Below are 20091 nucleotides of genomic sequence, written 5' to 3'. Positions count from 1 at the left end.
TCTGAATGAACGACAAAAAGGTGAAGGACAAAAAGGATGCCTTTCAACCGCCGTGAGGTTCTTGCAGCGATGTTGCCGGCCACTGCCCCGTTGGCTGGGTGCGGAAGCATGCAGGCGGTTGTCGAATCGCCGCCGACAGAGCAAGTTCAAGCTCACCCGCCACTGCTTGCAAGCGAAAGCGATTGGTCCTCCCTGGCCGATCGATGCAAGGCAGACCCTGATCTTGGCCGTTTCAACGCAGCACTGCTGGCACGCGCTCGCAGTGACATGGCCCTGCCTTCGCTGGAGCACACACTCGAAGACGGCCGCCTGCTCGGTGTCTCGCGCGAGTTCATCCGCCGAAGCCTGCAGTGGGCCTTCGCTTACCGGGTGACCAGGGAGCGGGTTTTTCTGGACCGCGCCCGGCAGGAAATGCTCGCCGTCGCCGCATTCAGCGACTGGCATCCAGATCACTACCTGGACCTCGCCGAAATGACCACAGGCATGGCCATTTCCTACAGCTGGCTTTTCAACGACCTGTCGGACTATGACCGTGCCGCCCTGCGCACCGCGATGGTCGACAAGGGCATTGCCCAGGCGCGCAAAGGCCACATCACGTTCAGGTCCACCAACAACTGGAACCAGGTTTGCATCGGCGGCATGGTCCTCGGGGCGCTGGCCGTGGAGGACGATGAACCCGCACTTGCAGCCGACCTTCTCGCGGCGGCGCATCAAGGCGTATTCATCGGACTGAAGGCCTACCGCCCGGACGGGGTCTACCCGGAGGGGCCGGACTACTGGAGCTATGGAAGCAGCTATACGGTACTGCTGGCCGCCGCACTGCGCGGCAACAACAGGGACGGCAGCACGGACCGCGATTGGGGCTTGCTGGATGCGCCTGGATTCAAGCGCAGCGCCGAGTTCTATGCACACGCCATCGGCCCGTCCGGGAAGTATTTCAATTTTGCCGACAGCAACGAGGGGCAGGAACTGCCATGCGCCATCGTCTACCTGGCGCGTGAGCTGGATCAGCCCGCGCTGGTGACGGCCAAGCGCCAGATGATCCGCGACAGGCAGGGCCTGTCCGACCGCTTCGCGCCTCTCTCGGTGTTGTGGTGGCCCACAAAAACAGGTGGAAATACCGCGCCCACCAGTTTCTCGGGCCAGGGGGCGCAGCCGCTCGCTATCTGGCGCTCATCATGGTCCGATCCCAACGCGTGGTGGTTCGCCATCAAGGCGGGCGGTGCAGCGCACAGCCATGCGCACATGGATGCGGGCAGTTTTGTGCTCGACCTGGATGGCCTGCGCTGGGCCAAGGACCTCGGCATGCAGGACTACAGCAGCCTGGAATCACGCGGCATAGACCTGTGGAACATGAAGCCGGGTTCGTCACGCTGGCGGGTCTTCAGGCTGTCAGCCGAAGCGCACAACACACTGACGCTGGACGGCCAGGCACACAGCGCCCGCGGCATGGCCACGCTGCGCATGGTTGCCGAGCGCGAGGCCTTGATAGACCTGACCCCCGCGCTTTTACCGGGCCAGGTCACGCGGGCCACCCGCCGCGCCCGTTTCCTGGACGATGCGGTGCAACTCGACGACGAGCTTCTCGGAGCCCGCCCCGACAGCACGGTCCGGTGGGCGATGGCCACCGAGGCTGAGGTCAGGCTGGAGGGCACTACCGCGTTTCTGGCCCAAAAGGGCAAGCGCCTGACCGTGCAGTTTGAAGGCAACGCCATCCAGCTGGACGTACTCGATATTTCCGCGCCCCGCCGCGACTTCGACCAGCCGAATCCCAACGTTCGCCAGCTGGTGGTATCCGGAAAGCCCAAGGCAGACGGCAGCTGGAAACTTGCAACCCGCTTTTCCCGGGGCTAGCGCCTGTTGATCGCCCTTGAATGGCACCAACTTCAGCCCGGCGCGCCGCTTTTCAGGGGATTTTGCACCGCCTTGGCGCATTCGATCCATGTGATGCACGCGAGGAAGGCACAAGCCAGGGCATGAGGCTTGCTATGGCATCCCAACACAGGAGCCAAACCATGAACCGCAACGACATCACCGAAAAAATCATCGCCACCAAAGTCAGCAAAGGCATCACCTGGGAGTCCGTCGCCAAAAAAGTCGGCCTCAGCAAGGAATGGACAACCGCCGGCTGCCTGGGCCAGATGACTTTTGACGCCAAGCAGGCGAAAGTGATTGGCAAGATATTCGGCCTCACGGCCGAAGAGCAAAAATGGCTGCAGGTTGTGCCCTACAAGGGCTCGCTGCCCACGCCCGTACCCACCGACCCGCTGATCTACCGCTGGTATGAAATCGTGAGCGTCTACGGCACGACGATCAAGGAACTGATTCACGAGGAATTCGGCGACGGCATCATGAGCGCCATTGACTTCAGCATGGACATCGTGCGCGAGCCTGATCCCAAGGGGGATAGGGTCAATGTGGTGTTGTCTGGGAAGTTTTTGCCCTACAAAACTTATTGAGGCAAGAACGCGACGCCCCTCTCCATTGAACTGCGGGGCGTGAGCTTCATGGATGACTGCGCAGGTAGCTGCGGGCGACATAGAAGCCCCAAGTTGCGCAAAAACCCAAGCCAAGCCAGCCTAAGAGCATCCCCAATATTGAGCTGAAGGCAAGAAACCCCACACACCCACCTGGTGGACATACCTTATGCAATAGGCTCGCTTCGATCACGGCACAAAGAACCGTCCAAACTATCCAAACGACACCCACTATTTTTCTCAGTCGGCCAGCTGGCTGCTCATTCGGATGGTTAACTAGGGCACCCAGTACAAAACCGGCAACAAAAAATCCGACGATGAGAAAAAAAGCTGTCCCCATGGCATCTAACCTATTGCAGGCTGCAAAACCTGCAGCTCAATTTGGTGGGTGCGATTCAATTTGAGCATGCAATCCTCTTGAGAACGGCCAGTTGTATCCGTTTACGGCTACGCATCATGAGCGGCATCGACTTCAGCACGGGCATCGCGCGCCAGCTCGACTGGTGGCACGGCAACGGCCGTCGCGACTAAAGCTTGGTGGGATCGCCGAGCGTCTTATTGAGTCGTACCGCCTCTTTGGCAAGGCGGCGCGACAAGACAGCATTGACTTCATCACCCTCGCGAAACTCCTTGGTCGCCATTTCATACTTGCCGCCGGGTTTTAGCAGAGGGTCCATCTCGCGAAGGCGCTGCCCCCGCCAGAAGCCAAACAGCACACGGCTTTCTTCGGCGCGGATCAGCAGCACAGGGCCATTCGACAGATAGACCAGGTGGCCCCATTTGATGGCTTCGTCCAGCGTGACCACGCCAGGACGGCTGTCCGCAGTTGTTCAACCATGCCCGTTGCCAGCCGGAGAGGGCGGCGACGTAAGCGTCAGAGCTTGCAGCAGGAGCGGTTTTCTTCATCATGGCGAATGTTAGGACCTTGTGTAGCTCGGCAGGGGTTAGATGTCATTCGCGCGTCTCCCTCTCTACCTGATGAAGAACCCAGGCAATTGTGGATGGATTGAGCTTCCCTTGGCCCCAATGTGTGCTTGTCTGCTTCAGATACTGTTCGAGAGCCGCCCGCATCCGGAGCAACAGCGCCTCAGGATCCTTCGCCCCAATGAAGGGCTTTTTGCCATAGATGAATTCGTACTCCCGAAATCCCCTGGCGTACCAATACGTCCCGTAGGAGCTCACGGCGTGCGCACGCAGCCAAGTCCACATGAACGCCGGATCCGCGACATTTGGCGCCTCGGAATGACACTGAGCGCAAAGTAGAACCAGGTTACTTGCATCCTCAGATCCGCCCAAGGCGCGCGGAATGATGTGGCAACGTTGCAACTTACGCCCCTGAGCGCACCGCCAGCAAAGTTTTTCAGCCTCCGCCCAGTCGACTGACAAATCACATTCATCCTCGTGACGTGACCAATAGTCCGCGATCTCGGCATGCGTCGCTTCCATGACGTCTACCGTATGACATGAGTAGCAGACGGCAGCAGGCAAAGCCTGATGTCACATGTCCGCTCAATGGAGGGGTTAAATTTCACTCTGCGCACAGTATTGGCCAGCCATGCTTCGCACGCCACACCTGCTCGCCAAGATGAAGGAGAACCTCTTCGCATTGACAGTCGGCCATGAATCTGTGAAGGGTCACGAAGTGGAATATCCATTCGAAGTCAAAGAACTCTGGATACCTGGCCAGAGCCAGGCCCGCTGTGCCGGGATCAGCGAAAGTGTGCTCTCTTGCGCGGGCTAGAAGTTTGGAAGCCAGCCCGGAGTAGACGCCTTTCGTGTTGAAGTAAGGAGCAAGACGATCCGTGAAGCGGCCTGCTCTTTGTTGAATGTTGTAGTTCCTGACCTTGGCCGTCTGCTTGTTCCTCGCCTGCTGATATGTCGAGCTCCACAGCGGCTGGCGTTGGAGCAGATCGATCGGCGCATTCGTGCTGATGTAGTACCAACCCGGAAGACTCGGAATTCCGCCTTCACAATGCCATTCGTCGTTACGCAAATCGATCTGCACGCTCGAATGCGTGCTGTCAAGGTAGTCCGATAGGTCGTTCATTTGAAACTCAAGCCAATACTAGAGTTTGGTGGGGTCGCCAAGCGTCTTGTTAAGTCGCATCGCTTCTTTGGCGAGGCGTCGCGACAAGGCCGCATTGACCTCGTCGCCCTCGTGAAACTCCCTGGTCGCCATTTCATACTTGCCGCCGGGCTTTAGCAGCGGATCCATCTCGCGAAGACGCTGCCCTCGCCAGAAGCCGAACAGCACGCGGCTTTCTTCGGCGCGGATCAGCAGCACGGGGCCATTCGACAGATAGACCAGGTGGCCCCATTTGATGGCTTCGTCCAGCGTGGCGGCGCCCAGGACGGCTGCACGCAGCTGTTCAACCACCGCACGCCGCCAATCGGAGAGGGCGGCGACATAAGCGTCAGGGCTTGAGGCGGGGACGGTTTTTTTCATCATGGCGAGTCGGAGAGCCGTATAGATGGATCACGCGCATCTTACGTCTACGAAGAATTCGGCGATGGCATCATGAGCGCGATTGATTTCAGCATGGAATATCGTGCGCGAGCCTGATCCCAAGGGGGATCGGGTCAATGTGGTGTTGTCGGGGAAGTTTTTGCCGTACAAAACTTATTGACGGCAGCGCTTGGTCAGCGCAGCGTCATAGATGACGGCGGACAGCGCGCGAGTATGCTCCCGCACACGGCCCACGGCGCAATGCCGCTGCGTGTCCGGATCTAATGACCTGCTAGATCGCTTTACTTTCCGGCTCCGGTCACATACGCGACTAGCCAGCCTATGAGACCAGCCAAGAGCAGCTTCCCCCATTCATTCTGCATGGACAACAGGGCGCGGGATAAGCGGTACTGGTATCGCACATCTCCGACCTTCATCCGCAGGAGCGTAAGGTACTCCCGAACATTAAGTGTGTCGTGGATGCCGATTACAGAGGTACTGCGCATGTACAGAAGATACCGAAGAAGAACCCTTTCGAGGACCCCGTCTGTTACGTCTGTCGGATCGAGTCGATGAAATAGGAATATCTGTTCTTCGGCGGGCTTGATCCGATCCGACCTCCTGGGGTGAACAATGAACGCGACATGCCCGGACACCGAGAGAGATGCCACCAGTGTTCCGCCCTCCTCCAATACAGGAATATCGGTGACCCGTTCGCGAAGTTCTGAGTCGTGCGTGGTGGTACGAGTGACTGCACCGGTCGGGAATTTGGTTGCCGAAATCTGGACCATCCCTTCGACCGGATGTTCATGTTGAGTCACGTGGAGGCTAAACGGGTATTTTCCCCAGCGCGTCTCTTGCACGAAGGTTTCGAAGGCTCGACGTATTCTGTGGCTTGCGTCCATACGCCAGTTCAGTCGCCGGTACGAAAGTAGCCGCGAAGAACATTCGAGCAATTTCACCTCGCGTTCGACGGCACGGGACAGCTTGTCTCGACTCATTGGACTCTGCGGTCTAACGTTGGAGATGACCGGCGGACAGCAGACGGCCAACACCCGCCGATCGAGCGCCCGTCTCCACCGACTTGTTAGGCCTCTCACTCACAGCTTGTACGGGTCCCATGTCTTTCGGCTAAGGACCCAAGCCTTCTCGTCGGACATGAAGAGTGGGAAGAACTCACGGAGCGTTGGAAAGAAGTTTCCCTCATACTCGAGCTCTCGCAGAACTTCACAGGCGAAGCGGGATAGCTGGTAGAGGTAGTACATCGAAAACTTCTGCTTGACCTTAGAGGTTGCACTTTCATCGACAGCGGACGAAACATCATTCAACTGCATCCCTGAACCACTCGTATGCCGGACATGTGCAAATGGTTCGAGCATGGCTTTCACCATTTCCAATTCCTGCAAACGCGCAGCCGACGGCCGGTGGTGGCGCTCGACGATCACCGAACAAACCTCCTTCTCCCAGCGAACCAGCGGTTCATCCGTCGAATGCAAGCGCCCGGTCAGAGTGTCAAGGTTGTAGTACCTGGTACTTTGAGCGAAGTCAGTTACCCACGGGATGATCTTTTCGTAGAGGGGGTCGGCTCTATATGTTGGGTGAACCTCCAAATGCCGTGTCGCCGCAACGGACTCCGCGTAGGTAAGAAGGTCCTTGATTCCGTGACCGAAAGCTTTCAGGGTTGAATTCGTCGGAAACCGGTCTCTATGATTTAGCCGGTAGTCGTAAATCGAGACGATTTTGAGCACGCGCTCCAACCCGACGCAGTACGAGTACATGCCGTTATAAAAGTACCCGGTCTGGGCATAGTTGAATCTTCGCACGTCAGCAAGGCCGGCCCCAAGGGCCATAGCGGCCAGGGAGGCTTCACGTTTGAGGAGGAGTTCCTGCTTTGGTGTAGGAGACCGAGAGTACACTTGCTAGGACCTAACGCGAAGGTGAGCCGCACCAGCGGCAAGACGCCGCGAGGCGTATTGGAAGACCGTACGTCCAGCGGCGCGTTGCCGCTGGGTGCCGGGCTCGACCGACCAATTAGACCGCATCGGCACAGTAGTACGCATAGGCGTCCAGCAACTCTGGACAGTGAGTTCGGAGAAAGGTCGAGACTCCAACCGCCTCCGTCCCTTTTGCTGCGGATACTCGGCGTACTCGATCCAGATCGCCAGCCAGCCCCAGAGCAGAGAACCACTCGTTTACCTCGTCCGCGCTTTTTGGCTCAGGGACAGCTTCGTCAAGCCTTTTCACGCAGCGAATAGTCATCGCGGTGAGCGATGACACATCTTTGAGCGTCGGTGTGTCCTTCTCAAAATGCTCAAGGGTTTGCCTCGGATCAAGATTCTTGAACTTCTCGCCGATCTCCTCCGCAGCGTCAACGAACAATTTCCGCTGGGCGTCAGTGAGACGCGCGTTCGACTTGCGGTGAACGTTACGATTTCGCCAATGCCCCACGAGGAGCGCACCCGCCAGTATGAAGTCCTCGTCTAGCTTCCAGTGACGCCAGACGGCGAGCAATCGATCAGTCTTGCTCTTCGATTCCCAGTCCGCAGGCCTCTTCACACCCGGAAAGGTTGTGTGACGGTCCAGATAGATATTCACCTCTTCCGAGAGGAAGACCAATGTGGAGCGGAGTGCGAAAGCTCGCGCTTGCCGACTCGACGTGCGAGGATCGTGTGGAGCCCACGTGATGTCCATCGTCGCAGGCTTTACCGCTGTTCCCCCTTCAACTGCGCTCAAACCCACCACAATCGTATTCAGATGGTGGACGATGCGACCAGTGGCATCCAGGAACGGGCGCAGGGCGGGCGTAGGCATATTTGTGTGTGGCCAGGATTTGAACCCAGTCTCCGGCTTTGAGCTAACTACCTTAATCGGCCAGCGTTTCGACCACTAACTCCCACACGGCCACAGTGTATCAATGCGGTCTGACGTAATGTATGCCGCAAGACCCGCGGTACAACTTAGAAACGTGATCTTCTGGAAGTGCCGCCAGCATTGGCTTTGCGAAATTGAGGCAAAGTTACGCAGTAAGTGAAGTCACCAAACCCGGAAGCAGCTACCAACGAATTCTAGGCGTCTATCGCATTCAATCCCTCCCTCAATCGGAGGAGGCGTGGCTTTTTAGCGCCACCCACGACGCTTGTCCGCCTGATACCCGCTTCTCACGCCAAGGCAAAATGCCACCATGAACTCCCTATCCGGCATCCGCATCCTAGACCTCTCCCGCGTGCTCGCGGGCCCCTGGTGCACCCAGACTTTGGCCGACCTCGGGGCCGATGTGATCAAGATTGAACGGCCCGGCACGGGCGACGACACGCGAACCTGGGGGCCGCCCTTCTTGAAGGATGCCGATGGCGCCGACACCGAGGCGGCCTACTACCTGGGCACCAACCGCAACAAACGCTCAGTCACCTGCGACATTGCCCAGCCCGCAGGCCAGGCGCTGGTGCGGGAGCTGGCCGCGCATTGCGACGTGTTTGTCGAGAACTTCAAGGTCGGCGACATGGCGCGTTATGGGCTGGATTACGCCTCGCTCAAGGCCATCAACCCGCGGCTTGTGTACTGCTCGGTCACGGGGTTTGGGCAGAACGGCCCTTATGCCGAGCGCGCGGGTTATGACTACGCGATCCAGGGCATGGGCGGGCTCATGAGCGTGACGGGTGAGCGCGACGACCTGGGTGGCGGGCCGCAAAAAGTGGGCGTGGCGGTGGCCGATTTGATGACGGGCATGTATGCGACGGTGGCGATCCTGGCCGCGCTGCGCCATGCCGAAAAAACCGGCGAGGGCCAGCAGGTGGACATGGCGCTGCTGGACACGCAGGTGGCCATGCTGGCCAACCTGGGCGCCAATTATTTGGTGAGCGGCAAGGCGCCGGGCCGGGCCGGCAATGCGCACCAGAACATCGTGCCCTACCAGGTGTTTGAAGTGGCGCCGGCGGCCGATGGGAGCAAGGACCATTTGATCCTGGCCGTAGGCAATGACTCGCAGTATGCGAAGTTCTGCGCGGTGGCCAATATCCCCGAGCTCGCGAGCAACCCGCTGTTTGCCACGAATCGCAACCGGGTACAGAATCGGGCCAAGCTGGTGCCGATTTTGGAGGCCGTGATGAAGACGCGCGCCAAGGCCGACTGGCTGGCGGCGCTGGAGGCGGCGAAAGTGCCTTGCGGCGCGATCAACAACCTGGCCGAGGTGTTTGCCGACCCGCAAATCGCGGCGCGCGGCATGGTGACCGAATGGCAACATCCGGTGAAAGACGATTTAAAACTGGTCTCCAGCCCCATGCGCCTGAGCGCGACGCCGGTACGCACCGATTTGCCGCCGCCGCTGCTGGGCCAGCACACCGAGCAAGTGCTGCGCGAGTTGCTGAACTATTCCGACGCCAAGCTGTCGGAGTTAAAGGGCGGCAAGACAATTTGAGGCGGCAAACCCCAAGCAGGAGGTGATGCGATGAAACACAATTTTGTTCTGGTGCATGGCGCATGGCATGGCGGCTGGTGCTGGCGGCGTGTGGCGCAGGTCTTGCAGCTGGACCACCACAAGGCCTTTGCCGTCACGCTGACGGGCCTGGGCGAGCGGGCGCACCTGCTGTCGCCCGCGATCAACCTCGACACCCACATCAACGACGTGATCAACCTGATTGAGGCCGAGGAGCTGCACGAGGTGACGCTGGCGGTGCATTCCTACGCCGGGATGATAGGCACGGCGGTGGCGGACCGCATGGGCGGGCGCCTCAAGCACCTGGTGTATGTGGATGCGGTGCTGCCGCAGCCGGGCGAAAGCTGGAGCAGCACGCACGATGCCGCCACGCAGCAAAAGCGCATGGTGGCGGCGCAGGCCTCGCCCTGCTTCAGCTTTCCGCCGCCCGACCCGGAGGTGTACGGCCTGGCGGGCGCCGACCATGACTGGGTGCAGCGCCGGCAAACGCCGCACCCGGGCAACACCTACCAGGCGCCGCTGGATTTTGATGTGAAGCGCGTGGCGGCAGTGCCGCGCACGTTTGTGAGCTGTACTACGCCGGCGCTGGCGACCATCACGCCCAGCCGGCTGCGCGCGCGCGACCCGCAATTCTGGGGCGGCGCCTGGCTGCCGAATTCGCGCGTGCTGGAGCTGGCCACCGGCCACGACCCCATGGTGACCGAGCCGGCGGCGCTGGCGCACATCCTGCTGGAGTGCGCCGAATGAAGATGGTAGGCCGCCGCGGCTTCACGACCGCGCTGGCGGGCAGCCTGGCCTGGCCGCTGCAGGCCCAGGCCAAGGACAGCGCCCTGCCCGTGCCGGCCTCTCTGCCCGAGGCGGCCGGGCTGGCCGCGGCGCGCAGCGAGCCGCTCGTGATGCTGGTCACCCTGCCCGGCTGCCCGTATTGCGAGCTGGTGCGGCGCAACTACCTGCTGCCCGCACGCCAGGAAAGCGGCCTTCAGGCCTGGCAGCTCAATGTGACCGACAGCCGCACGCCGCTGACGGGTTTTGACGGCAAGCCCACGACGGCGGCCGCCTGGACCCGGGCCGCCAAGGCGACGTTTACGCCCACGGTGCTGTTTCTGGGCCCGCAGGGGCAGGCGCTGGCCGAGCCGCTGGTGGGTGCGGCGATCCCGGATTTTTACGGCGCCTACCTGGACGAGCGCCTGGTGCTGGCGCGCCGGGCCGTGGTGGCGCTGCGCTGACAACGCTGGATGCCATGACGGACGCCGAGTCGCTGCAGGCCGCCATCCACGAGGAAGTGGCGCTGCGGGCTTACGACCCGCACTGGCCCGCGATGTTTGAGGCTGAGCGGGAGCGGCTGCTGGCGCTGTTTCCTGGCGACTTTATCGCCATAGAGCACATGGGCAGCACGGCGGTGCCGGGGCTGGCGGCCAAGCCGGTGATCGACATTCTGGGCGGCGTGGCTTCGATGGCGGCGGCCAGGGCGCTGGTGGCGCCGCTGTGCGCGCAGGGCTACACGGCCTCGGCGGAATTCAACGCGACGCTGGTCGACCGCCAGTGGCTGATGCGCTGGGCCGACGGCCACCGCACCCACCACCTGCACCTGGTGGTGCACGGCAGCCCGGTGTGGGCGCAGCGCCTGCAATTTCGGGATGCGCTGCGCGCCGATGCCGCGCTGGCCTGGCACTATGCGGCGCTCAAGGCCGAGCTGGCGGCCAAATACCCGGCCGACCGCGAGGCCTATACCGACGCCAAGGCGGAGTTTGTGCGCTCGGTGTGCGAAGGCTGAAGCCCCGCATGCGCCGCTACTATTAAGCCGCCAAATCACCCCGCTGGACCTGTACTAATGCCCCCTCGGCACTTGGCAAACAGGGCTGAGGTGGTAAATTCAAGGCGTTCAAGCAGGAGAGCGCTGCCGCAAGGCAGCCACCGAAGGCGCAAACTTCCATAATCGCTCAGGTCCCGTACTGCCCGGAAACACACAGCCGTCTGGAGAGACGCCGCATGCAAGGTGCGGCGCACCGAAGGAGCAAAGCCCCAGCGCAAGCCGCGGCTGAATCTCTCAGGTAACAAGGACAGTGGAAGCGGCCGCAAGCACCTGATGGCTTGGCGGTTGCCATGATTCTTCTTTCGGATTCAAGCACCCCCAAGCCATGGCGCTTGCGCTACTGCCATTTCTGCTTGAAAAAGGAATCGCCATGAAAGTCATGGTTTTGGGTGCGGGTGTCACGGGGGTCACGACGGCCTGGTATCTGGCGCAGCGCGGACACGAAGTCACAGTCATCGAACGGCGCGGCGCGGCCGCGATGGAAACCAGTTTTGCCAACGGCGGACAGATTTCCGTCAGCCATGCGGAGCCCTGGGCCAACCCGGGCGCGCCGCTCAAGGTGCTGCAGTGGCTGGCGCGCGAGGACGCGCCGCTGTTGTTCCGGCTGCGCGCCGATGTGAACCAGTGGCTGTGGGGCCTGGAGTTTTTGCGCAACTGCACGCCGGCGCGCACCGCGCAAAACATACGGCAGATCGTGAACCTGGGCATGTACAGCCGCGGCGCGCTGCAAAAACTGAGGGCCGAACTGGGCCTGCGCTACGACGCGAAGACCCAGGGCATCCTGCATTTCTACACCAGCCAGGCCGAATACGACGCCGCGCAGGAACCGGCGCGCATCATGCGCGAGCACGGCTGCGAACTCGACATGAAAACCGCCGATGAGTGTGTGGCCATAGAGCCCGCGCTGGCGCAGTGCCGCGCCAGCATCGTGGGCGGCAGCATGACGCCCAGCGACGAGTCGGGCGACGCCCAGGCCTTTACCGCCGCGCTGGCCGCGCGCTGCGAGCAGGCGGGCGTGAAGTTTCTCTACAACACGAACATCCTTGACGTACTGGCCGCCGGCGGGCAGCTGGAGGGCGTGCTGGTCGCCGGGGGCAGTGGCGAAGCGGGCGGGCGCGTCGAGGTGCTGAAAGCCGACGCTTACGTGATGTGCCTGGGTGCCTTCAGCGCACCCTGGGCCAAAAAGCTGGGGCAAAGCCTGCGCATCTACCCCGCCAAGGGTTATTCGGTGACGCTGCCGGTGATCAATGAAGCGGCCTCTTACCAGGTGAGCCTGACGGACGATGAGTACAAGCTGGTGTTCTCGCGCCTGGGCAATCGCTTGCGCATTGCGGGCACGGCGGAACTCAATGGCTACAACACCGAGCTGAACCTGGTGCGCTGCCAGGCCATCGTCCGCCGCGTGAAGCAGCTCTTCCCCGAGATGACGGACGGCGAAGGCGCGCAGTTCTGGACCGGCCTGCGCCCGGCCACGCCCAGCAACGTGCCTTACATCGGCAAAAGCAAAACGTCCAATCTGTTCCTCAACACGGGCCACGGCACGCTGGGCTGGACGCATGCCTGCGGCTCGGGCGCGGCGATTGCCGACATCGTGAGCGGGCGCGTGCCGGAAGTCGATTTTGCGTTTACCGGCATGCCGGCCCCAGGCCGCAGCCTGCTATTGCCGGGCATGGTGAAAGCCTGAGAGGGATTGTTCGTGCAGCATGGGGACGGACACGGTAATATCGCCCTCCGTTCACCCGCCCCATGCCGCCATGACATCAGCCACGAACATGCCGCCCGACGGCCTTCCCATCTACCGTCTGCTTACCGGCCCCGATGACGCTAGTTTTTGCCACCGGGTCAGCGAGGCACTTGCGCTCGGTTACGCGCTTTACGGCTCGCCGGCCGCGACCTTTAACGGCGAGCGTGTGATCGTGGCGCAGGCGCTGCTCTGGCCTTCCGTTCAGACAGGCAAGGCATGAGCAACGCCCTGCCCCTGAATCCGGCGACCCTGCAGGCCATGGCGGATTTCCCGCGCCAGCTGGAGCTGTTTTACGCGGCCATTCCCGAAAGCCACCGCAACTGGACACCTTCGTCCTGGGACGGCATCCCCAGCGAGACCTTCTCGGCACTGGGCCAGGTCTGCCATGTACGGGATATCGAGATCGATGGCTACCATGTGCGCATACAGCGCACGCTGGCCGAGGACAAGCCGCTGCTGGCATCGCTGGACGGCTATGAACTGGAGCGCGAACGCGCTTATGCGACGGCCGATGCGCGGGAGGCGCTGGCGGCTTTTCGCGCGGCGCGCGCCAAGACCATGGAGCTTCTTGCGGGCCTCACGCCGGAGGCGCTGGAGCGCACGGCAGAGTTCGAAGGCTATGGCGCGCTGACCTTGCGCAGCCTGGTGCACTACCTGTGCAGCCACGACCAGCAGCACCTGGCCGGCCTGCAGTGGCTGCTCGGCAAAATCGACGCGTCTCGCGCCGCGAGCGCCTTGGACCTGCCGGCTTAAAACCGCCAGCCAAGCCCCACGCCAAACAACATCGGGTCGGCCTTGAAGGTGCCGATCTTGGCGCCGGCCGCGGAGACGTCGGTGCGGATGTAGACCTTCTTCAGGTCGAGGTTCAGGGACAGCTGCTTGCCCAGGGGAATGTCCACGCCGACCTGCAAGGCCGGGCCCCAGCTGCTGCGTTTGATGTCCACGCCCGGCGGCAGGCTGACCGCGCTGAAGCGGGTGTAGTTGATGCCCGCGCCGACATAGGGCTTGAAGGCGCCCGAACCCAGGGGGTCGAAATGGTATTGCGCCGTCAGCGTGGGCGGCAGGTGTTTGAAGCTGCCGATGGCAGTGCCGGCGGCCGACAGTGTGTGTTTTTGCGGAACCGTCAGCACCAGCTCGACCGCGACCTTGGGGGTGACGAAGTAGCTGATGTCGAGCTCGGGCATCCACTTGTTGTTGATGGCCAGCCCGAGTCCGGTGCTGTCTCCGTTGGCGCTGTCCAGGTGGACCGCGCGGGCGCGGACCAGCCAGGGGCTTTCAAGGGTTTGGGCAAAGGCCGTGCTCGACAAAAGCGCGCAGAGGGCAGAGGCGACGATGGTTTGTTTTTTCATGAGTAGGCAAGAGAAGCGGGAACATTCCCGCCACTGATTGAAGCCCCGCGGCCCATCGGGCGGCTTGATCTGGCGCAAGCGCGCGCGCTCCCGCAAACGCCATCAGCGCAAAGCTTGCGGCAGATCAAGCGTGGCGGCGCTTCGGCGCTTGCCGCGCATGACCCCTATGGCTCGCGCCACGGGCGCCGGCCGCGAGTTGTAACGCTTTCTTATCAGAAAAGGCGTTTGGCGCGCTACCTTGGCGCCCTCTCTTTCGACAAAAAAACCACGGATCACCCGGGGTATTCCCGCTTTATGACCCTTTGGCGTTCGTCGACTTGTAAGTGAAAGTTAATTTGGGCGCACACTGAATGCACGGCCCTGCGGCCGTGCTTGCCGTGGGATGCGGTTCATCAATGACTAGGGGCGATCAACATGATGGTTTTATTGCGTAATGTGGCGGTGCTGTCGGGCGCGGCGCTGGCTCTGGGTTCTGCCGTGGCACAAACTGAAACCCCACCCTCGAAAAAAACCAAGGCCACGGCCGCGCCGGCGGTTGAAAAATTCACCGGCCCGCGCGAAAAACTGGTGGTGGCCATGCCCAAGACCTACGGCAAGACCGAGACCATGGCCTTGTGGGGCGACTACTTCAGCCACCTGTCGCGCTGCGCCAATGTGGAGCTGCAAAATGCCCAGGGCGATTCGCTGGAGCGCACCAGCAATGTCGACATCCTGGGCGAGAAAGAGCTGGTCGAGGCCCTTTCGACCGGCAAGGCCCAGATCGGACAGGTGAACCCGGGGCTGGCCGCGCAAATGGTGACGGCCGGGCAGGCCCCACCCTTCGCGGTGCCGGGCAACAAGGCCACCGGCCAGCGCAACTCCTACAAACTGATTTTGATCACGCGCATCGACAGCCCCTACAGGGAACCCAAGGACCTGGTCGGCAAGAAGATTGCCCACACCACGCCGACCTCCAACTCGGGCAACCTGGCGCCGCGCGCGCTGTTCCCGGCCCTGGGCCTGACACCGGACAAGGACTACGAGGTGGTGTTCTCCAACGGGCATGAGCGCTCGGTGACGGGCGTGATGCACGGCTTCTTCCCGGCCGCGGCCGTGGCCAGCGACCTGTACCAGCGCATGGTCGTCAAGGGCGACGTCAAGGGATCGAGCATACGCACGATCTGGGAAAGCCCGCCCTTCATGACGGAAACCTGGACCATGAACAAGGACGTGTCGCCCGAGCTGCAGGCCAGGGTCAAGAAGTGCTCGTTCAGCTACAGCTTCTCGCCCACGCTGAAGAAGCAGCTGCCCGGCAACGACACTTTCCTGCCCATCAATTTCGACCGCGACTTCGCGACGGTGATGCAGGTCTTCCGCTCCACGCAAAAGAAGTAGAGCCCCCACGCTCCCTCACTTCGGGCCTGCGGCGGCTCCCTGCCCCTTGTACTGAGAAAGGGTCCGCCCGCCTGTGGCCCGGCAAAGCCGGTTCCGCGGCTCATGCTGGCTTAAGAATTCATGGCTTAACCAGCGCCGGGTCTTCACCAGTGGGGGCCGAGGGTCCGGCTTCGCCGGCCCCAGGCGCCGCCCCCTGGACGGGGGTGAGTGCTTTCACGGCGAGTTTGCCTTTGCCGCTCAGGCGCATGGCCTGCAGTGCCGTGCGCGTGCTGCCCGGCAAATCCAGACCTTGCGTCAGCTTCAATTCCAGCAGCAGCTCCAGCAGGGGCGACAGGTCTTTGCGCGGTGCGCCGGATTGCACCTCTGCCATGGCGCACAGCAATGCGAACACGGCGGCAGGCATGGCGGCGTGGGCCTGGGTAGCGGCTGCCAGGCTCTTTGCCAGGCGCGGGCCTTTGACGAGCGGCGTAGCCCACAGGCGCGCCAATGTCTGGCCCATGGCCGTTAGGTCCAGGCGCCCATCTTGCACGCTGCGCGCCAGCGCGTCGACCGCCAGCGCGCCCTGGCCCGGTTCTTTGCCGGCCAGGCCCACGGCCAGCAGCAGGCATGCCATAGGCGTCATCGGTGTGGTGGGCTGCAGCAGCACATCCAGGTAGGCGCGGTTTTGCCACTGCGCTTCCCACCAATCCACATTGTTGCCAAGGGTACGCGCGCCTTCGGCAAAAAATGGCTCCAGGTTGGAGGGCTGCAGGCTGGCGGCAAAGCCGATGGTGGAGGCATCGGTTTCGGTTTGCCACCGCTCGCCCATCAGGTGTTTTGCACACAGGGCGATACCGTAGTGATGCGGAGCGACCGGCCGCAGCTCGGGCCTGCAGGTGACATGCAGGGTGTGAAACACGGCATAGCCGGCTTCGCTGGGCTCGCTGCTGCTGACATGCCAGTCCAATTGCGCGGCGGCCGAGCCATCGGGGCCCAGGCCGCCAAAGGCTGCCAGCGTGAGCGCATCGTCCATGCGGGGTGAGCGTATGCGGGCAGCGGCCACGAACAAGGCTTGCGCAGCGTCATCATGCGGCACCGCCACCGTGCCCCCCAGCGCATGGCGAAGGGCTTGCACCACCGGCTGGTCCTTGAGCGAGCGGGCCAGTTGCAATGCGTCGCGGGCGGCGTCCGCGTCCACGCTGGCGGGCACCAGGCGCATCAACGCAAACACCTGCTCGGACAAGGGCAAGGCTGCATTCGCTTCCTGGCAGGCCGCGATGCGTGCCACCAGTTGCCGGGGGTCTATGAAGCCGCCGCGGTGCGTGGGCGCGGACAGAGGCGTCAGGCCCAGGCCGGCAGCGGCTTGCGACATCAGGCCGAGTGTGCGCTGGGCAATAAAGTCATGGGTGCTGACCTTGCCTGCCGGGGAGTCCATGGATGCCATGGCGGCGGTTTCGTCGCCCAGCGCGCAAGCCATCAGCTGGGCCAGCGCAAAGCCCAGCGGCTTGCTGTCCCAGTGCAGGCGACTGCCGCGCTTCTTCAAAGCCAGGAACGCCGCCCGGTCTGCCGCGGGTATCGGGGCCAGGCGAACCAAGGCTTCGGCCACGCGCTCCCACTCGTCCACATCGGCGGGATTTTCCAACACGTAGGCCATGCGCTCGACCAGGTCGGCTACCTGGGCCAGGGGTTGCAACGCGCGGCTGGCGTCAAGCGGTGAGAGCCTGGCGGGCGCGGGGGGCAATACTGGGGCGGATGCACCGGCGCCTGCCGGCGGCGTGCTGGCCGCTGCAACGGCTTGCGCAACGCCCACCAGCTTGCCCAGTGCGGCCTGGTTGACGGCCGACACAAACGGCAGGTAGCCACGCGCCACTTCCTGGCCTGCGGCGTCCAGCCCCCAGCTTTGCAGGCAGGCAATGACTTTTTTCTGCACGTCCGGGGCCGTATGGGCCAGCGCATGCGCGGCCATGGCGCTGATGCCGGCGGCGCGCGCGGGCGTGTCCCTGACCACCTGGCCCAACAGCTCCAGTCCCGACAGCACGCGGTCTTTGACGGCGGAGGTCACCACAGGCTGCACGGCCTCGCAGACCTGCGTGTCGTCTATGCGGCCGGCCTTGTACAAGCGTGCGAGGGCATCCATGGCCAGGCCCACGGTGGGCGCAATGCGGCTATGGCACAGCGCCAGGTAACGGGGTGCAAAGGCGGCCATTTCATCCACGGTGGGCGCCAGGCGCTCGTGAAAGCGCGAGAACCAGCCGGACTTGAATTGCGGCCAGTCGCAGGCCAGGGCACCCAGGGTTTTGTCCAGCAACTGGGTCCGGGTATAGACACCGCGTTCGCACAGGGTCAGGAAGGCCTGGGTCCAGGTCAGCGCCGGGTCGTGGCAATACTTTTCAACGGCCGCAAAGCTGCCATCCGATGTGCCCTCGTGGTCAAACAGTTGCAGCAGATGCGGCGCCAGGCCGGGGTCCGCGTCCACATGATTGAGGACGATGTTGGACTCGGCCCGCAAGTCACCAAAAAAGAGCGCTTGCAGATACTCGTCGGTTTGCGGCCGCTCGATCAGCCCAGCGACGATGGCGCGGTGAACATGGCGCCGGTAGTGCCAGTTGTGCTCGCCACGCAGTTGCTTTTCAATGGGCTGGCTCGACAGCGCGGGCTGATAGCGTTGCCTGAAGGCCGCAATGTCTTGCACGCCGATGTGCATCCAGTAGTCTGCCGCCGGATGCCCGGAAGTGCAGAGGAAGCGGGCCAGGTCGACGGCGCGAAACAGCCTGTTGGCCTTGTGCTTGTCCAGGGCCTGGGTCGGGTTCGCGGGGTCGAGCTGCTGCGGCCTGAGCATGCGCCAGCGCGCGTGCACCAGCCGCTCCACGGCGGGCAGGCTGGCGGCGCGTTCGGCGGGGCTCATGGCATCGACCAGGTCCATCACACCGGTGATGTCGCCGGCCAGTATGCAAGCTTCAAGCGGCGAATCGCAGGCGGGCTGTGAATCAGTTTCTGGCATCGGTTTGCGGGAGCTTTGAAGAGTTCAGACTCAGCGCGGCTTGTGCAGCCAGCACGTGTTTGCACGGGCCGCGTTCACCCTGGTGTTTGGCAAACCAGGGGCAGGTGCAGCGCATCAGGCCGTCCAGCTCGCGCACGCGGTAACTCACGTCGGCGCTTTGCACGAGCGCTTCCAGCGGCGCGGTGGACACCAGATGCACCGCCCCCTCGCGCAGGAGCGCGCGGGCATCAGCCAAACGGGGGGACATGTCTTCCAGCAGACTCAGGTCAAAGGGCAACACGCGGTGGAAGTAGGCGCCGTGCGCCAGGTCAAACCCCACCAGGCCCGCCACGCCCAACACCTGCAAGGCCTTGTCCACATCGGGCACCGGCCATTGCAACTGCTCGGCCAGTGCGTCCGGACGCAAGGCATCTTGCCAGTTGAGCTGCGCGCGCACTGCGGAAACGGGACGGCGATCGTCCGCCAGCGCGAGCGCATGCAGCGCCTGGCCCTCCCCCGAGAACCCTCGCCAGACCTCGGCGCTAAGCACCAGCGTCAGCCGCATGTTCCCGAAGTCCAGGCACCAGGCGCTGGCTTGCTGTTGGGCATCGGCGTACAAAGTCAGGGTTTTGGCCTTGGGCAACAGGCTTTCCAGCACGCGCAAGCGGGTGCCGTCGGTAAAACGCACACCGGTGCCATCGCCCTGCGTGGTGGTTCGCAGGCCTTGCGGGCCGGCCATCACCCAGAGCGGTGTCTTGCTGGTGGAGGCCTTAGGCAGGCCGCGCAAGAAACGCAAGGCGGGGATGGCGTCCACTTCAAACACCTTGTGCATGGCGGCCTGGTAAGCCTGCACGGCCACCATGCTGCGCAACCAGCGCAGGGGCAGCTCCACTTTTTTCTCGACCACCGAGGCGCCCGCCGTGCGCAGCGCGAACTCGGTGCTCCCGACCGACAGCGACAGTCCATCGGCATCCCGCACCTTGGCCAGCGCGGCGCGCATGGGGGCATTGAAGTCGATATTGGTCGTTCCCCTGCCGGCGATGTCTCCTGTGTAGGCCTGCGGCTCCATGTCCACCCGTATGTAGGTGCTGCAGCAGGCCGAAAAACCCTCCAGCCGCAACATGCCGCCGCCGGAGGTGACCACGGGGTCGGCCAGCATGATCGCCAGGCTCACGCTGTTGGCCGGCGTGAAAAAGCGTGAACCCACCAGCAGGTGCACGGCGCTGAGCAACTGCGCGGCGAGTTGGGGCTGGTGCAGCACGCCGTCAAAGAAATGCGGGTGGGGGCTGGCGCCGGGGGACGAGGTGGCCAGCCTCATGTGCGCGCCGCCGGAAAATTCCAGTGACGAAGGTTCGGCGTAGCGGTAGGTGTGGGCGAAGTGGGCCATGGACGAAGCGATGATGTCATATCCAGGCGGGGGGGCGCGGGACTGGCTTTGCCAGACCGCAGGCGCCGCCCCCTGGAAGGGGGGAAGGCGCTACACGAAGTGAGCGTCCG

Annotated in this window: 20 protein-coding genes, 1 pseudogene and 1 riboswitch; of the genes and pseudogenes, 11 read left to right on the top strand and 10 right to left on the bottom strand. The window is 62.9% G+C overall.

What is annotated here, in order from left to right; translation table 11 throughout:
• Positions 1-36 precede the first annotated feature (36 nt).
• Both BLQ85_RS17360 and cynS read left to right on the top strand, forming a co-directional pair.
• Positions 37-1854 carry a heparinase II/III domain-containing protein gene (locus tag BLQ85_RS17360; RefSeq protein WP_083336896.1) on the top strand — a complete coding sequence of 606 codons (1818 nt, stop codon included), beginning with the start codon at positions 37-39 and terminating at the stop codon, positions 1852-1854.
• Positions 1855-2015: 161 nt separating this feature from the next.
• The gene (gene cynS / locus BLQ85_RS17355) at positions 2016-2459 is read left to right on the top strand and encodes a cyanase (protein ID WP_074578676.1); all 444 of its coding nucleotides are present in this window, start codon (positions 2016-2018) and stop codon (positions 2457-2459) included.
• Positions 2460-3004: 545 nt separating this feature from the next.
• Here cynS and BLQ85_RS17350 read toward each other — a convergent pair.
• The 4 genes from BLQ85_RS17350 to BLQ85_RS17335 form a co-directional block, all read right to left on the bottom strand.
• A complete protein-coding gene (locus BLQ85_RS17350; RefSeq protein WP_254806467.1) occupies positions 3005-3283 on the bottom strand; it encodes a DUF1801 domain-containing protein in 279 nt (92 codons plus the stop codon).
• A 145-nt stretch (positions 3284-3428) separates the two neighbouring features.
• The gene (locus BLQ85_RS17345) at positions 3429-3923 is read right to left on the bottom strand and encodes an HNH endonuclease (protein WP_074578674.1); all 495 of its coding nucleotides are present in this window, start codon (positions 3921-3923) and stop codon (positions 3429-3431) included.
• A gap of 82 nt (positions 3924-4005) precedes the next feature.
• Positions 4006-4524 carry a hypothetical protein gene (locus BLQ85_RS17340; protein ID WP_074578672.1) on the bottom strand — a complete coding sequence of 173 codons (519 nt, stop codon included), beginning with the start codon at positions 4522-4524 and terminating at the stop codon, positions 4006-4008.
• An 18-nt stretch (positions 4525-4542) separates the two neighbouring features.
• Complete coding sequence (locus BLQ85_RS17335) at positions 4543-4926, bottom strand: DUF1801 domain-containing protein (RefSeq protein WP_074578670.1); 384 nt, start codon at positions 4924-4926, stop codon at positions 4543-4545.
• 42 nt (positions 4927-4968) lie between these two features.
• On the opposite strand from BLQ85_RS17335, the pseudogene BLQ85_RS17330 reads away from it, so the two are divergent.
• Positions 4969-5104, top strand: a pseudogene (locus BLQ85_RS17330) (cyanate hydratase); the annotation flags it as partial.
• A 121-nt stretch (positions 5105-5225) separates the two neighbouring features.
• On the opposite strand, the gene BLQ85_RS17325 reads toward BLQ85_RS17330, so the two are convergent.
• The 3 genes from BLQ85_RS17325 to BLQ85_RS17315 form a co-directional block, all read right to left on the bottom strand.
• On the bottom strand, positions 5226-5924 hold the full coding sequence (locus BLQ85_RS17325; RefSeq protein WP_139201042.1) for a hypothetical protein: 699 nt from the start codon (positions 5922-5924) through the stop codon (positions 5226-5228).
• Positions 5925-6023: 99 nt separating this feature from the next.
• On the bottom strand, positions 6024-6671 hold the full coding sequence (locus BLQ85_RS17320; RefSeq protein ID WP_139201041.1) for a hypothetical protein: 648 nt from the start codon (positions 6669-6671) through the stop codon (positions 6024-6026).
• A 283-nt stretch (positions 6672-6954) separates the two neighbouring features.
• Positions 6955-7734 (bottom strand): hypothetical protein, encoded by a 780-nt coding sequence (locus BLQ85_RS17315; RefSeq protein ID WP_139201040.1) that lies wholly within the window; start codon positions 7732-7734, stop codon positions 6955-6957.
• 370 nt (positions 7735-8104) lie between these two features.
• On the opposite strand from BLQ85_RS17315, the gene BLQ85_RS17310 reads away from it, so the two are divergent.
• The 7 genes from BLQ85_RS17310 (at position 8105) to BLQ85_RS17280 (ending at position 13665) form a co-directional block, all read left to right on the top strand.
• Entirely contained in the window at positions 8105-9337 is a 1233-nt protein-coding gene (locus BLQ85_RS17310) for a CaiB/BaiF CoA transferase family protein (RefSeq protein WP_074578661.1), read from the top strand.
• A gap of 30 nt (positions 9338-9367) precedes the next feature.
• Positions 9368-10102 carry an alpha/beta fold hydrolase gene (locus BLQ85_RS17305; RefSeq protein WP_074578659.1) on the top strand — a complete coding sequence of 245 codons (735 nt, stop codon included), beginning with the start codon at positions 9368-9370 and terminating at the stop codon, positions 10100-10102.
• Complete coding sequence (locus BLQ85_RS17300) at positions 10099-10581, top strand: thioredoxin domain-containing protein (RefSeq protein WP_074578658.1); 483 nt, start codon at positions 10099-10101, stop codon at positions 10579-10581. Before BLQ85_RS17305 ends, BLQ85_RS17300 begins: the two co-directional genes overlap by 4 nt.
• Positions 10582-10595: 14 nt before the next feature.
• A complete protein-coding gene (locus BLQ85_RS17295; protein ID WP_074578655.1) occupies positions 10596-11129 on the top strand; it encodes a GrpB family protein in 534 nt (177 codons plus the stop codon).
• A gap of 190 nt (positions 11130-11319) precedes the next feature.
• A riboswitch (glycine riboswitch) is annotated at positions 11320-11428 on the top strand.
• 65 nt (positions 11429-11493) lie between these two features.
• The gene (locus tag BLQ85_RS17290) at positions 11494-12852 is read left to right on the top strand and encodes a D-amino acid dehydrogenase (protein ID WP_074578653.1); all 1359 of its coding nucleotides are present in this window, start codon (positions 11494-11496) and stop codon (positions 12850-12852) included.
• 70 nt (positions 12853-12922) lie between these two features.
• On the top strand, positions 12923-13132 hold the full coding sequence (locus BLQ85_RS17285) for a DUF1737 domain-containing protein (RefSeq protein WP_074578891.1): 210 nt from the start codon (positions 12923-12925) through the stop codon (positions 13130-13132).
• Positions 13129-13665, top strand: coding sequence for a DinB family protein (locus tag BLQ85_RS17280; RefSeq protein ID WP_083336895.1), 537 nt, complete (start codon positions 13129-13131; stop codon positions 13663-13665). The genes BLQ85_RS17285 and BLQ85_RS17280 overlap by 4 nt, the downstream gene beginning before the upstream one ends.
• Here BLQ85_RS17280 and BLQ85_RS17275 read toward each other — a convergent pair.
• Positions 13662-14261 (bottom strand): OmpW/AlkL family protein, encoded by a 600-nt coding sequence (locus tag BLQ85_RS17275; protein ID WP_074578651.1) that lies wholly within the window; start codon positions 14259-14261, stop codon positions 13662-13664. The genes BLQ85_RS17280 and BLQ85_RS17275 overlap by 4 nt on opposite strands.
• A 414-nt stretch (positions 14262-14675) precedes the next feature.
• Here BLQ85_RS17275 and phnD point away from each other — a divergent pair, with 414 nt between their 5' ends.
• The gene (phnD, locus tag BLQ85_RS17270; protein ID WP_074578650.1) at positions 14676-15635 is read left to right on the top strand and encodes a phosphate/phosphite/phosphonate ABC transporter substrate-binding protein; all 960 of its coding nucleotides are present in this window, start codon (positions 14676-14678) and stop codon (positions 15633-15635) included.
• A 118-nt stretch (positions 15636-15753) separates the two neighbouring features.
• Here the strand turns inward: phnD and BLQ85_RS17265 are convergent, their stop codons facing one another.
• Together BLQ85_RS17265 and BLQ85_RS17260 are read right to left on the bottom strand one after the other, a co-directional pair.
• Entirely contained in the window at positions 15754-18615 is a 2862-nt protein-coding gene (locus tag BLQ85_RS17265; protein ID WP_074578648.1) for a DUF6493 family protein, read from the bottom strand.
• On the bottom strand, positions 18602-19981 hold the full coding sequence (locus tag BLQ85_RS17260; protein WP_074578646.1) for an SWIM zinc finger family protein: 1380 nt from the start codon (positions 19979-19981) through the stop codon (positions 18602-18604). Before BLQ85_RS17260 ends, BLQ85_RS17265 begins: the two co-directional genes overlap by 14 nt.
• Between the last annotated feature and the right edge of the window lie 110 nt (positions 19982-20091).

Source organism: Polaromonas sp. JS666 (genome assembly GCF_900103405.1).
Taxonomy (GTDB): domain Bacteria; phylum Pseudomonadota; class Gammaproteobacteria; order Burkholderiales; family Burkholderiaceae_C; genus Polaromonas.
The sequence above is the reverse complement of the archived record's forward strand: the minus strand, read 5'-3'. Positions and strand labels throughout refer to the sequence as shown.